This is a genomic window from Paenibacillus xylanilyticus, from assembly GCF_047246825.1.
Lineage (GTDB): Bacteria > Bacillota > Bacilli > Paenibacillales > Paenibacillaceae > Paenibacillus > Paenibacillus xylanilyticus_B.
On the sequence record NZ_JBFOLB010000001.1, the window covers coordinates 43,528 to 56,896 of the forward strand.

The window sequence follows — 13,369 nt, forward strand, 5'->3', positions numbered from 1 at the left end:
ATACATTATCTTGATCTAAGATATTCTTAATGTAACGTGGCAAGTGCTTCTCGAGTAAAAGCTTGAATTTCAGATTCGCGGCCTTCACGTATTTTTATGGCCCATGCCGGATCTGAGATAAGGGCACGCCCAACGGCTACCAGATCAAATTCCTGATGGTCCAGACGATGGAGAAGATCATCCAGATCCTTGTGTCCGGCGCCTTTACCTTGCGTGTAGAGACTGGTAAATTCATCATCCAGACCAACGGAGCCAACAACTATCGTCGTTTTGCCCGTCAGTTTCTTCACCCAGCCCGCGAATCCAAGATCAGAACCTTCAAACTCGGGCTCCCAGAAGCGACGTGCAGAACAGTGGAAAATGTCCACCCCAGCTTGTACGAGTACGTCCAGGAATTGATCCAGCTTTTCCGGTGTATCGTATGGCTTAACGTAATAATCGCTCATTTTCCATTGAGACACACGAATGGCAATTGGATAGTCAGGGCCCACCGCTATGCGGATAGCTTGAATAAGTTCTGCGGCGAATTGGGAACGCTTGATCAGATCACCACCATAGCGGTCGGTGCGCGTATTCGTTTTCTCCCAGAAGAATTGATCGACCAGATAACCGTGTGCCCCCTGAATTTCAATGCCGTCAAACCCAAGACGTTTCGCATGCACTGCAGCATCAACAAAGGCTTGAATAATACGCTCAATTTCTTCCTCATTCATCGGCTCGCCTACCTTATTTCCTTCCAAATCGATTCCTGATGGTCCGATGGATGGGGCTTCAGGATAAGGCTGTGATCCTGCCGGACGGGCCATACCCATGTGCCAGAGCTGAGGGAAAATCTTGCCACCCGCTTCATGAACTTGTCTGACGACCTCTGCCCAGCCGTTTAGTGCTGCTTCTCCATAAAAAGAAGGCACTTTAGGTTCACTCGTTGCCGCTGGATGGTCGATTACCGTCCCTTCGGTAATGATAAGACCCACGCCATTTTCGGCACGGCGGCGATAATAAGCGGCCACATCGGGACCTGGCACACCACCCGGTGAGAAAGCTCTGCCCATGGCCGGCATGACAATGCGGGACTGCAAGGATAAATTATGAAGCGTATAAGGTTGAAACAGATATTCTGTGGATTGAACTTTCGGTTGCTGTTTACTCAAGTGCAAACACCTCCAATATTTTGTACCTTCAAAGCGGGGGTACGAGTGCAATAATAGCAACGCATCCCGTCCTCGCTCAACCGACAATTTGTTCAATGTGTTGTTTAAACGAAGGAGGGATAAGATTGTCGTATTGGTAAATTCACTTGTTGGCAAAAGTGGACCTGTTTATAATGGGGACATCACTAGTTTTGACGCAAAGGAGTTCTCTGAATATGTCCGGTGTGTTTTCCCCCAACCCCAACGACCCACGGGTGATTCGAACCCGTCAACTAATTGTGAATGCATTCCTAACGCATTTGAATAATAAAGACTTTTACTCCATTACAATTCGGGATATTACGGAAAAGGCGACCATAAACCGTGCAACCTTCTATGCCCATTTTGCGGACAAGTATGAACTCCTGGAATCCGTCCTCTCATTCGCATTTGAACAATATGTTCTCAATAAAGTAAATGCCCAGGCCTCTCTTACGGAAGAGACCGTGAAACAGCTCATTATTTCCTTATGTAACTATCACGATTCCAGCAACCAATGTATCAAGAAATATGAATCAGTTGCGCCAATCTTTGAAGAAAATATTAAGACTCAACTGGAGCAGCTCATCCTTCAGATCATCACAAGGGATGCGGATCAAGCAGAACTAAAAACATTAGCAGATGCTGCCACCATGCTAAGTTGGTCTATCTATGGACTAACGTATCGCTGGAATCTTGAAGGCAGACAGGAATCTCCTGCAGAATTAGCTGAAAGAGTTGTGCCCTTTATTATGGGTGGAGCTGGTTTACTGAATTAACGAATAGAAGGAAAGAGAAAAAGAGCAGATGATCTGCTCTTTTTTTGGTATCCCAATAAAATGTATTTATTTATATAGCTTCATAGGAAGGCTTGTCAAAGATTGTCCTGCCGCAGAAGGGGTCAGATGATCTTCCAAGTTGAAACCCTTCACCGGTTCAATTCTTGAGAAGTTTTTCAAAAACGTCGTTAGTACAATTTTGGCTTCCAGTCTGGCTAGAGGGGCGCCCAGGCAGAAATGCGTGCCATATCCAAACGCGAGCTGTTTGTTATTATTCGGACGATGAATATTCAATGTGAATGGATCTTCGAACATATCCTCATCCATATTGGCTGCGCTCATCCACGCCACGATCGCGTCTCCTTTTTTGAGTTCAACGCCTAGCAGGTTATTGTCTGCTTTGACCATTCGATCCATCTTGCTGATGTGAAAACGATACCGCAGCATCTCTTCGACTGCATTCGTAACAAGCTCGGGATGATCTCTCAACTCGGCGTACAGTTCCGGCTTATCATAGAGCAGTGCATAAAAGGAATTGGCTAACAGATTGCTTGTGGTCTCTATGCCTGCACCCAGAATGAACATGGTTGTGCGTACAATCTCCTCATCCGTAAAATGCTCTCCATCCACCTCGACCTGAATCAGATCCGAGATAATATCTTCTGCTAGGTTGTTTCGTTTGGATACGACAAAGGGATAGAGGTACTCAAAATATTGTTGTCCGGCTACTTTTTTCATTTCGTTAATCTGGTCGAAGGTTGCATCTGTTGTTGGCATGAACATGATATCTACCCATTCCTTAAACAGAAGACGGTCTTCAGAAGGAATGCCAAGCAGGTCGGACATAATGATAATAGGAAACATGCTGGTGTAGGCTTTAACAATATCCACCTCGGATTGAAGGGCAAATTCCTCAATTAGTTCGTCCGCTGCAGCCTGGATCCGGGGTTCCCACAGGCGAAGACTTCTTGGTGTAAAGGCAGAAGCAAGCAGAGCTCTACGCTTACGGTGTTCCGGCGGGTCCACATTGTGGATGTCCAGCTTGTCCGGAATATGATGCTGCTGGTTATCCTTCTCATTATCACTTGAATACCCCACATTGACGATCGACCTTTTTCGTACACTTGAAAAATGTTCGTGATCATTCAGCACTGTTTTGACCAGTTCATACTTGAATACATGCCATGAGTCGGTCTCCTCATTGTAAACGACAGGTTCCTGTTTCAGCATGTGGCGATACCAACGGTAAGGGCTAAACTCTTCTTCTTTCGATTCGAATTTTGTGATTTCAGACAGCGAAATAATGGCGCTCTTCTTCATTCATCTTACCTCCTTGGTTGGGGTCATTGACAAATATACCAAACAAGAGTACTTTAATTCAAGTAATTTAAATTATAACAACAAGGTGGAGTAGAGATTGAAAAACATGCTGAAGCATAAAGGAGTCAAAGCGGGTATATTCATGATTGTTTTTTATCAGATTGTAATGCTGACCGTTTTTATGTCCGGATATAGTGCCATTCCCAAAAACGTAACCAATCTTACGGTTGCGATTGTTAATGAGGACAAACAATCCGGTAACGAATTCGTTCAGAAGCTGCAAGAGCAGCTGCCGTTCAACGTTGTGACCAATGAAACGCTCGAACAGGCGAAGACGGGACTGGAGGACCGGGATATTCATATGGTGATACGTATACCGGGTGATTTTACGGAGAAACTGTCTGAACAGAGCGGGAAAGCAGAACTGGAATATTTGATTAATGAATCCAATCCAACAACGATTACGAGTTCAATGAAAAGTGTGGCCACAGAAATTACCGCCCAGATTGGAGCACAGGTTCAGGCTCAAAGTTTCGAAGCTGTATTGAACGGCATGCAGGTTCCGGCGGAGCAATCCAAACAGATCGTGAAATCCACTACTGGCAAGGTATCCTCCAATATTGTGCTGAGTAATCCGCAGCCTGCCGGCATGCAGAACCAGATGGCTCCGATGTTCATTACAATGGCGCTTTATGTTGGAGCCATGATCTATGCCATGCAGAGTGTTGGCGGTATGCAGCAGCTGCGTGGACAAATGGGGAAATGGAAGGCGTTCTTTGCCCTGCGCGGGACTAACCTCCTCATATCTCTGATTGCGCCGCTGGTTGGCATAGGTATTTACTTTTTGGTCCAAGGATACGGAGTGGAAGTGTTTCTGAAAATGTGGCTTGTGCACAGTCTGCAATTGTTCGTGTCGATTGAGTTCACAAGTATCTTCATCATGCTTCTGGGTCAAGGTGGAATGCTGATCAACATGGTGTTTGTACTCAGTCAATCGATTGCCAACGGAACGTCCATGTCACCGGAAATGATGCCTGGATATTTCAAATTCGTCAGCCAAATTACGCCGATGTTCTATTCCACGCATCTGGATTATAATATTCTCTTTGGTGGTGGGAAAACAGCACATTATGCGATTGGATTGGCGCTGGTTGGCGTGGGAGCTTTCGTACTCAATGCGGCCATTCATCATTTCAAAAATGCCAAGCAAACCGAACCTGTGCAAGAGTCTTCACAACAGCCCGCGATGGTATAAAATAAGAAATAAAAGGGTTGGGCGATTTTCTCTAAGAAGCTCTGCCCTTTGAAAGAGCAGAATGGGGGCAGTCACATGTCGATTCAAATATTTATTCTCGGTTCATTAAGTGAGGGGAATTGTTATCCCTATGATATTAAAAAGAAAATTGGCAAACATTTGGATCAGACCGATGCCAAAATTACGGAAGGCACGATCTATTACAATTTTGAAGTTTTGCACAAGAAGGGTTTGATCGAAAAGATCGAAACGATCCAGAGTGAGAATCGCCCAGACAAGACCATGTATGGCATAACCGAAAAGGGGCGTCTCGCGCTGGAAGATAGCATATATAAGGTATTCCAGAAGTTTACGAACGTACAATCCCTTTATGCTGCGCTGGTTAATCTGGATAAGGTGGACAATCAAAAGATTGCTTACCTGATTGAAGATATTATTGTGAAACTGAGAAAGAAAATCGAGTATATTGAGCAGCAAAAGCCGGAGCAGAGTGATGCGAATGAGGATTTAATGGATGCACTCTGGTTGATGAGAGACCATGCCTATCAAACGATTCAGAGCAATATTGATTGGTTGCAGAAGCTGCTTCACCATGTTCAGAGCAGAGTGTTAAAGAATTAAGCTATTACTAATTTGTAACGAGGGAGGTAAATCGCATGTTCGAACATCTGGTTGTATTCAAATTTAACGATAGCATTACCCCGGCAAAACAGCAGGAATTTGTCTCGCAATTGCTTGCCTTACAAGACGAAATACCAGGGATCATTGATCTGACTGCCGGAATCAATGTCACGGAAGAAACCGACCATATTCAGGGATTCACACTCGGATTGAGAGTGACCTTCGAAGATCAGGAAGCTTTGCGTGCATACGGTCCGCACCCGGCTCACCAGGCATTTGTAGCTTCCTTGAGCGGTTGGGTCGAAAATGTGATAGTCGCAGACTTCCCGATTTCTTCGAGATAAGGCGAGGTTGAAGGAGAACATATTTCGGTTGAATCGGAATAAAAGCTGGCACAAAAATGTGCTGGCTTTTTTTGATAGCTGATATTCCATGCGAAACATAGTTGTGTGAGAGAATATCACATTTGAAGGTGAATATTTTGTTTGATGTGCCCAAAACGATGCTTGCTCTTTATCTCCTGTAACAATTATCGTTCATGAATCATGGAACTTCCCAAAATAGTTTATATAATGTGAATCAACATAACATGATTAATTAAGGCATGGGGTTGATTCTAATTTCGGGGGGCAAGTGCGGATGAACGAAACGAAAAAGATGAGAATTTTTTCATTAGGGATTCAACATGTATTGGCGATGTATGCCGGGGCAATTCTGGTACCTTTGCTTGTGGGGAGAGCATTAAACTTGACTGCAGAGCAGTTGGCGTACCTGGTATCCATTGACCTGCTAACATGTGGTATTGCAACCTGGCTTCAGGCCCGAAAAGGAAAGTACCTGGGCATTGGACTGCCAGCAGTGCTTGGAAGTTCGTTTGTAGCAGTTACGCCTATGATTGCCATCGGATCCCAATATGGGATTCCGGCCATTTACGGGTCCATCATTGCAGCCGGATTATTTATCGTCATCTGCGCCGTGTTTTTCAGCAAAATCGTTAAACTGTTCCCACCAGTTGTCATTGGTACTGTTGTAACCATTATTGGTCTTGCGCTTATTCCAACGGGTATAAAAAATATGGCTGGCGGGGCGAATAGTGAAAATTTCGGCAGCTTGGACAATTTGGCTCTTTCATTTGGGGTGCTGCTCTTTATTTTGGTGCTTAATCGGTATGCACGTGGTTTCGTTAAATCACTTGCTGTTCTTATTGGCATTATCGTGGGGACTCTCATCGCAGCCCTAATGGGAAAAGTAAATTTCACACCTGTTCAGGAGGCGTCCTGGTTCCACCTGCCACAACCCTTTTATTTTGGATGGCCGACGTTTGAACTGGGTCCGATTATTACGATGATCATTGTCGGTACAGTCGTAATTATTGAGTCCACGGGTGTGTTTATGGCTTTAAGCAAAATATGTGATCAGCCAATAAATGAGAAGGATCTCGCTCGTGGCTATCGTGCAGAGGGCCTCGCGTTTGTGCTTGGAGGCATATTCAATGCATTTCCATACAACACGTTTGCTCAGAATGTCGGGCTTGTTCAGCTGTCCAAAGTGAAAACAACCAATGTGGTGGTTGCAGCCGGAGGCATTCTGGTCTTCCTCGGCCTTATTCCGAAGGTAGCCGCTTTTGCAACGATTATTCCGAGTGCTGTATTGGGCGGAGCAACTGTGGTGCTGTTCGGTATGGTTGTCTCTTCCGGGATCAAAATGCTGCAAACCGTCGACTTCGGTAAGCAATCCAATCTGCTGATCGTCGCTTGTTCCGTTTCGTTGGGGCTTGGTGTTACGGCCGTACCGGATTTGTTTGCACAGCTGCCTCAAAGTATTCGTATTATTGTGAGCGATGGTATTATAACAGGAAGTCTATGTGCCATCCTGCTCAATGTCTTTTTCAACCTCGGCTTCAGAAAAGAAAGCGTGCCTGTTCAGCCTGTATCGGGGACACAGGAGGCACATACCTGATTCAAGGTATTGAATTGGATCGTGGCGGAATAAAATGAACAAGCCCAAGTTGGTTCAAGTGGTAGGAATGAGAATGATAAACGCTCATCTGCCAACTGAATCTTCATGGGCTTTTTGTATGGCAGATGTGAAGCAGCTTTTCTTTTTTTATATGCTGGATAACGCTTCGTCTGTTCAGAGTTCAAGCAGGTTGGCGGATTGAGTTTTATCCAACTGAACATTACTAAACTGGCTTTCACCATAATTCCGGCAGATCTAAACATGCAATTGCCTTACAATTATGCTAAAGTTTTATCATGAACATGTTACATGTTCTTACCTTAGAAATTTCCATGCGACTACATAAATGAGCATTGGTTCACAAAGGCTACATGAATATAAACAGAGGATTTCCTTTGTTGAGGATAAGGAGTGTGATCCCGTGGAAAAGGCAAAGTTGAATGCAGGTTGGAATTTGGACAATAGTTATGCACGGCTGCCGCAGACCTTTTATACGAGCCAAGGGGCGGTACCTGTTCAGTCACCTGAGCTGGTCATCTTTAACGAAGCGCTTGCTGCCAGCCTTGGACTGAATGCTGAAGTGCTGAACAGCCGGGAAGGAGCAGCCATTTTTGCCGGCAATGAAACTCCGAAAGGATCCGAGCCTCTTGCTCAAGCTTATGCAGGTCATCAGTTTGGTAATTTCAATATGCTTGGTGATGGACGAGCTCTGCTGCTGGGTGAACAGATTACGCCACAAGGCGAACGGATGGATATTCAGCTCAAAGGATCAGGGAGAACCCCCTACTCCCGTGGAGGCGATGGTCGTGCAGCGATTGGACCGATGCTGCGCGAATATATCATTAGTGAAGCTATGGAGGCGCTCGGTATTCCAACAACGAGAAGCTTGGCTGTAGTGACCACTGGAGAAAACATTATTCGCGAAACGGAACGACCAGGCGCAATATTGACCCGTGTAGCTTCGAGTCACATCCGTGTCGCAACCTTTCAGTATGCTGCCAGATGGGGCTCCATCGATGAACTTCGAACACTGGCCGACTACACGCTGGAACGCCATTTTCCCCACATTGCTGCAGATGAAAACCGATACTTGAACTTCCTTCAGGAAGTCATTAAGCGACAGGCTGCTCTTGTAGCGAAATGGCAGAGTGTTGGTTTTATTCACGGCGTAATGAATACGGACAATATGGCCATCAGTGGAGAAACGATTGATTACGGCCCTTGTGCCTTTATGGATGCATACAATCCGGCAACTGTTTTTAGTTCAATCGATACGCAAGGTCGTTATGCCTATGGGAATCAGCCATATATTGCCGGATGGAACCTGGCTCGCTTTGCTGAGACGTTGCTGCCCCTGCTGCATGATAATGAAGAAGAGGCTGTACAGATCGCGCAGGATGCCATCTCCCAGTTTTCGGAGCAGTACCACCATTACTGGTTGTCCGGCATGCGTGCCAAGCTAGGATTGTCGACTGAAGAGCCAGAAGATGAAACGCTGATCAAGGATCTTCTGGAACTGATGGAAAAGCATACAGCTGACTACACGAATACGTTCGTTGCTTTGACTTTTGACCAATGGGAGAATTCGAGTCTGAACGAAGCACCGGATTTTGCAGGTTGGCAGGAGCGCTGGAAGGCTAGATTAAGCAGGCAGTCCGACTCGCAAGACGTAGTACAGCAGCGGATGAAGAGCAGCAATCCTGCGGTCATTCCCCGGAATCACAGAGTGGAAGAGGCGCTTGAACGGGCAGAGGATGATGAAGATTATAGCGTAATGCATCAGCTGCTTAACGTACTCAAAGAACCATATGCACATACATCGGAACAGGAAGAATACGCTGCACTGCCTACGACGTGTGATCCGTCTTATCGTACATTCTGCGGCACCTGATCGTTAATATCGATCGGAACCAAATAAGAAGTGTGAGAAAAAACAAGCCATATGATTTTGAAGGAGCTGCCACTGGCAGCTTTTTCACTATTTTTCCAAGTGGATTACAAAATGGATGAAGAGTAGGTGAGTGCTTAACCATGTCAGATGTACTACCCAAGCAGGAATTGGTGCAAAAGCTTCTTCAACTGTTATCACGCACAGACTTTGGCGGAGAACACGGCGAAAAATATGCTAATCGCCTTTTTGACCCATTCAAATGGGAAGGCGTTCCTTATGTTGAAATTGAGCGTGGAAAATACGTTGTTACCCTATATGAACGTGGGTTCCCGATGTTGGAGAAAAGACTAGACCAGACCGATGAGGTTATCTACTGGCTGCTGGAAGATATTATTTTTACCTCTGTACATATAGAGATGTTAAAAAAGTACAATATAGATAATATCCATACCCATTTGCAATACACGAGCGAACTAAGGCAGGAAATGAACAACAGGGTTACGGAAGCTTTTCAGCAGTTGGGAAATCCATATTTACATTGGCACCAAACAGGTAAACGTCAGGAACTGGAAAGCATGCAAACAGGAAGAAAGGAGTAAGGGGCATGACGGAGCAAGATATCCATGATGTGTGGTATGAATATGCGACAACCTTTGTCGACAAAAAGAATGAATCTGAGTTGAGATGGGCCGGGTTGACCCTACATGAACAGGAGATTACTGCTTTATGGCTGTTAGAAGTGGATGTCTTTAACGGCGGGTTCATCCAATTTTTCTGCAACTGGGGTGAAGAAACGTATTTACATGTTTTACGGGCATTACATACGATTGGTGCAAATCAGGTGCTGAACATCCTTAAAGAACAGTATAGCTGCATTGAGCATTTGGCCGATGATGAAAGACTGTCTGCATTATGGGATATCCCCCGCTTTCTTACGCCGGAAGAGGAACAGCGGTTAGACAAGCTGGATCAGCAATTTTGGAATAACGATGATCAGATTGCGGGTAAGGCATACGCTTATTATTATGGAAAGCTAGGTATTGAGGCATAATAAAATGGGTTGATAGTGATCATTCGCTGAGATTGAATACTGGCTCTTGCAATGACTTTGACGTTCGGCTATACTGGCTATAATCTAATACATGAATTACGTTGATGGAGCGCAGTAGCGGCTTTGTCCCTGTTACAGAAAGTCAGGGGTTGATGGAACCTGATACACACAAGGGCTGCGAATTACACTCTGGAGTACTTGGGTAATGCCAAGCGGAATGGGCAAACGATATATTGCCAAAAGCGGTATGGACAATGCGTAAGCAGCTGTTCATGCAAGTTGGGTGGTACCACGGTTATGATAATCGTCCCTATGTCTAATGTAGACAAGGAGGCGATTTTTTTGTGTCCAAAAAAGCTGCTCCGGTGTGTTTTCGCCATTAACGTAAACCATGACTGAGGAACGATAAGTAGAGAAAGGGGTTGTTTGTAAGTGAATATTATTGATGAACTTGAATGGCGCGACGCCATTAACCAACAGACGGATGCGGAGGGGCTTCGTAAGCTAACCGAAACAAAATCGATATCCTTGTACTGTGGCGTTGACCCAACAGGAGACAGTATGCATATCGGCCACCTGATTCCGTTTATGATGCTGAAACGTTTTCAGCTTGCTGGACATCGTCCGGTGATCCTGATTGGTGGAGCTACAGGCACCATCGGTGATCCGAGTGGACGTCAATCCGAGCGTTCGTTGCAAACGCTGGAACAGGTACAAGAAAACGTAAACGCGTTGACGGCTCAGATGAAAAAACTGTTTGTTACCGAAGGTGATAACCAGGTTCGCATGGTAAACAACTACGACTGGACCCATCAAATTAATGTCATCGAGTTTTTGCGTGACTACGGCAAGAACTTTAACCTTAACACCATGCTCGCGAAGGATGTTGTTGCTAGCAGACTGGAAGGCGGAATTTCGTTCACCGAGTTCTCCTACCAGATCCTGCAATCTCTTGATTACCTGCACCTGTTCCAAAACGAGGATGTGCAGCTGCAAATCGGTGGTTCAGATCAATGGGGCAACATCACGAGTGGTCTGGATCTGATCCGCAAAAAAGAAGGATCTGAAGCCAAAGCTTTTGGTCTGACGATTCCTCTTATGCTGAAAGCAGATGGCACTAAATTTGGTAAGTCTGCAGGCGGTTCCATCTGGCTGGATCCGAACAAGACAACACCGTTTGAATTCTACCAGTTCTGGGCCAATACAGATGACCGCGACGTCATTAAATACCTGAAATACTTTACGTTCCTGAGCAAAGAGGAAATCGAAGCTTTGGCTGAAAAGGTGGAAACGGAGCCTCACAAACGTGAAGCACAAAAGACACTTGCCGAAGAAATGACGAAATTCGTTCACGGGGATGAGATGCTGGAGCAGGCTAAACGTATTACTGCAGCACTCTTCAGTGGAGATATTCGTTCCTTGACAGCAGACGAAATCGAGCAGGGTTTCAAGGAAATGCCGACATTTGAAACCGACGGCGAAGCCAAAAATATCGTGGACTGGCTTGTGGATCTTGGATTGGAGCCATCCAAACGTCAGGCTCGTGAAGACATCACTAAAGGTGCCATCTCCATGAACGGTGAGAAAATTACGGAGCTTGAATTCACTGTCTCGGCTGAGCATGCCATTGGTGGCAAGTTCATCATTATCCGCAAAGGCAAGAAAAATTACAGTTTGGTGAAGCTGAAGTAGTAACGTACAGTTGCATAAATATCTTGGGAAGGGTTAACGGATGTTTAACTTCCCAAGGAACACAAAAGGGCCGTCTCCACTTGATGTCAATGACATCATGGAGACGGCCCTTTTTACAATCCATCCGCAAATGGTTTATGTTTAATGATTCACGATGGCTGTAATCTCTTCGTCCAGATCAAGTCTAACGTTTTCACGGTAAGCCCGGATGTTGTATTCACTGTGCAGGTAGCGCAGGATGGCTTCAATCATGTTGGATTCAACCAAGTATTGACTACGGCCTTGAATCCAGACTTCGGCGGAATATCCTGTGTCCTCTTCCCAGCTCAGTTCCACATTGACATCGGTCGGGCGTACCCCTTTTCGTTCAGCCATGTGAAGGCAGATCGCGTTAACAATCTCATCCATGCTCAGAACCATAACGATTAGTACCGTCCGTTTCTGTTGCGGTCATCATCATCACGATCATTGCGACGGTCATAACGACCATCTGCTGCCGGTTTACGGCGATTCGTGATGGCTCTGAAGAGTGCCATAGCGAGCATAACGATCAGCATGATTGCAGCAACGTTTACGAGTAATCCAAGAATGTTACCGAGAGCTCCCATGCCGCCGAACAATCCGCCGAACAGCATACCTGCCAGACCACCCAGCATCATGCCTTTCATGAATCCACCGCCACCGCCGAAGAATCCGCCACGGTTCGTTGCAGCTGTACCAGTACCCGATTTGGTCGAGTTCGATTGGCTCACATTATTATTTGAGTCCGATTTCTTAGGTGTATTCGTATAACTTTTCGTACCCGATTTGAAACCGCCACCACGTCTTGCATCAGCAGAATCCGGAATCGCTACTCCAACTGTTGCGAACAACAGGGTAAAAGCCATAAAAACCATCATCAGATGTTTAATGCCAAATTTTTTCTTCATTGTAAAGATCGTAACCCCCCGATTAAATTGTGTGATCGCCCCTAAAAATGGGCCTTACTCATGTAATACGGTCTACAAGCAGGAACGTTTCAAATTTTTTTTAATTTTCCGAAATAATCGGACAAGGGTCCTGAATGGCTGCCTGACCATCGAGCAGCTGAGTAACCCAGTTACACCATTCAAGGCCAGTCTGAGCGTTCATTAATCCTTTTTGAACCAAAATGTAGCTCCCGAATTCCCGACTGCCTACACGGAGGTTATCCTGAGGGATGCGGGACTTCAGATCCTCAAAATACCGGATTCGCTCCATAAACCAGTTTTTGCGCTCATTCAGAATGCGTCTCATGCTCCCGTCTTCTGCAATGCCGACACACAAGATACGCAAATTGAATTCGTCTCGTGTAACGGGGGCTGTAACAGGAGTGATCATCCAGCCGAGCAGCTTTTCAATACCTTTTTCCGTGACTGCATACATTTTTTTGTCCGGTTTGTCAGACTGTTGCACCCAGCGGGAAGATAATAGCTCATCATTTTCCATCTTGGACAGGAGCGGGTAGATCTGACTGTGTTTCGCTTGCCAATGAGGCTGGATTTTCAGCATCAGATCATAACCAGATGACTCCTCGCGGGTAAGCAGCCCGAGCAATCCGTAGGAAAGTATGTTCATGCACATGTCTCCTTAATATTAGGGCTGGGCCAGTGA

General features: G+C 45.6%; 14 protein-coding genes and 1 other annotated feature. Of the genes, 9 read left to right on the forward strand and 5 right to left on the reverse strand.

The features are described from left to right. Positions 1-26: 26 nt before the first annotated feature. A complete protein-coding gene (locus AB3N00_RS00210) occupies positions 27-1,151 on the reverse strand; it encodes an NADH:flavin oxidoreductase (protein ID WP_413032754.1) in 1,125 nt (374 codons plus the stop codon). A gap of 215 nt (positions 1,152-1,366) precedes the next feature. Between AB3N00_RS00210 and AB3N00_RS00215 the strand changes: the two genes are divergently transcribed. Then, positions 1,367-1,948 carry a TetR/AcrR family transcriptional regulator gene (locus AB3N00_RS00215; RefSeq protein WP_413032755.1) on the forward strand — a complete coding sequence of 194 codons (582 nt, stop codon included), beginning with the start codon at positions 1,367-1,369 and terminating at the stop codon, positions 1,946-1,948. Between the two features lie 66 nt (positions 1,949-2,014). On the opposite strand, the gene AB3N00_RS00220 is transcribed toward AB3N00_RS00215, so the two are convergent. Then, positions 2,015-3,268 carry a cytochrome P450 gene (locus AB3N00_RS00220; protein WP_413032756.1) on the reverse strand — a complete coding sequence of 418 codons (1,254 nt, stop codon included), beginning with the start codon at positions 3,266-3,268 and terminating at the stop codon, positions 2,015-2,017. Positions 3,269-3,374: 106 nt separating this feature from the next. Between AB3N00_RS00220 and AB3N00_RS00225 the strand changes: the two genes are divergently transcribed. The 8 genes from AB3N00_RS00225 (at position 3,375) to tyrS (ending at position 11,737) form a co-directional block, all read left to right on the forward strand. After that, complete coding sequence (locus tag AB3N00_RS00225) at positions 3,375-4,523, forward strand: YhgE/Pip domain-containing protein (RefSeq protein WP_413035145.1); 1,149 nt, start codon at positions 3,375-3,377, stop codon at positions 4,521-4,523. Between the two features lie 75 nt (positions 4,524-4,598). After that, positions 4,599-5,144 carry a PadR family transcriptional regulator gene (locus AB3N00_RS00230; RefSeq protein WP_413032757.1) on the forward strand — a complete coding sequence of 182 codons (546 nt, stop codon included), beginning with the start codon at positions 4,599-4,601 and terminating at the stop codon, positions 5,142-5,144. A 35-nt stretch (positions 5,145-5,179) separates the two neighbouring features. Beyond that, the gene (locus tag AB3N00_RS00235; RefSeq protein ID WP_413032758.1) at positions 5,180-5,488 is read left to right on the forward strand and encodes a Dabb family protein; all 309 of its coding nucleotides are present in this window, start codon (positions 5,180-5,182) and stop codon (positions 5,486-5,488) included. 295 nt (positions 5,489-5,783) lie between these two features. After that, positions 5,784-7,103 carry a nucleobase:cation symporter-2 family protein gene (locus AB3N00_RS00240; RefSeq protein WP_413032759.1) on the forward strand — a complete coding sequence of 440 codons (1,320 nt, stop codon included), beginning with the start codon at positions 5,784-5,786 and terminating at the stop codon, positions 7,101-7,103. A 421-nt stretch (positions 7,104-7,524) separates the two neighbouring features. Continuing rightward, on the forward strand, positions 7,525-8,994 hold the full coding sequence (locus AB3N00_RS00245; RefSeq protein ID WP_413032760.1) for a protein adenylyltransferase SelO: 1,470 nt from the start codon (positions 7,525-7,527) through the stop codon (positions 8,992-8,994). A gap of 140 nt (positions 8,995-9,134) precedes the next feature. After that, positions 9,135-9,593: an Imm63 family immunity protein gene (locus tag AB3N00_RS00250; protein ID WP_413032761.1), complete on the forward strand. Its 459-nt coding sequence runs from the start codon at positions 9,135-9,137 to the stop codon at positions 9,591-9,593. A gap of 5 nt (positions 9,594-9,598) precedes the next feature. Next, positions 9,599-10,045: a DUF4375 domain-containing protein gene (locus tag AB3N00_RS00255; RefSeq protein ID WP_413032762.1), complete on the forward strand. Its 447-nt coding sequence runs from the start codon at positions 9,599-9,601 to the stop codon at positions 10,043-10,045. Positions 10,046-10,137: 92 nt separating this feature from the next. Further along, positions 10,138-10,360: a binding site (T-box leader), on the forward strand. Positions 10,361-10,477: 117 nt separating this feature from the next. Continuing rightward, positions 10,478-11,737, forward strand: a complete 1,260-nt coding sequence (gene tyrS / locus AB3N00_RS00260) for a tyrosine--tRNA ligase (RefSeq protein ID WP_413032763.1) — start codon at positions 10,478-10,480, stop codon at positions 11,735-11,737. A 141-nt stretch (positions 11,738-11,878) separates the two neighbouring features. Here tyrS and AB3N00_RS00265 read toward each other — a convergent pair whose 3' ends face one another. The 3 genes from AB3N00_RS00265 to AB3N00_RS00275 all read right to left on the reverse strand — a co-directional run bounded on the left by AB3N00_RS00265 (position 11,879) and on the right by AB3N00_RS00275 (position 13,333). Further along, positions 11,879-12,157 (reverse strand): YxcD family protein, encoded by a 279-nt coding sequence (locus AB3N00_RS00265; RefSeq protein WP_175399072.1) that lies wholly within the window; start codon positions 12,155-12,157, stop codon positions 11,879-11,881. A gap of 5 nt (positions 12,158-12,162) precedes the next feature. Next, positions 12,163-12,666 (reverse strand): hypothetical protein, encoded by a 504-nt coding sequence (locus tag AB3N00_RS00270; protein WP_413032764.1) that lies wholly within the window; start codon positions 12,664-12,666, stop codon positions 12,163-12,165. Between the two features lie 100 nt (positions 12,667-12,766). Continuing rightward, complete coding sequence (locus AB3N00_RS00275; protein WP_095286420.1) at positions 12,767-13,333, reverse strand: PadR family transcriptional regulator; 567 nt, start codon at positions 13,331-13,333, stop codon at positions 12,767-12,769. Positions 13,334-13,369: the final 36 nt, after the last annotated feature.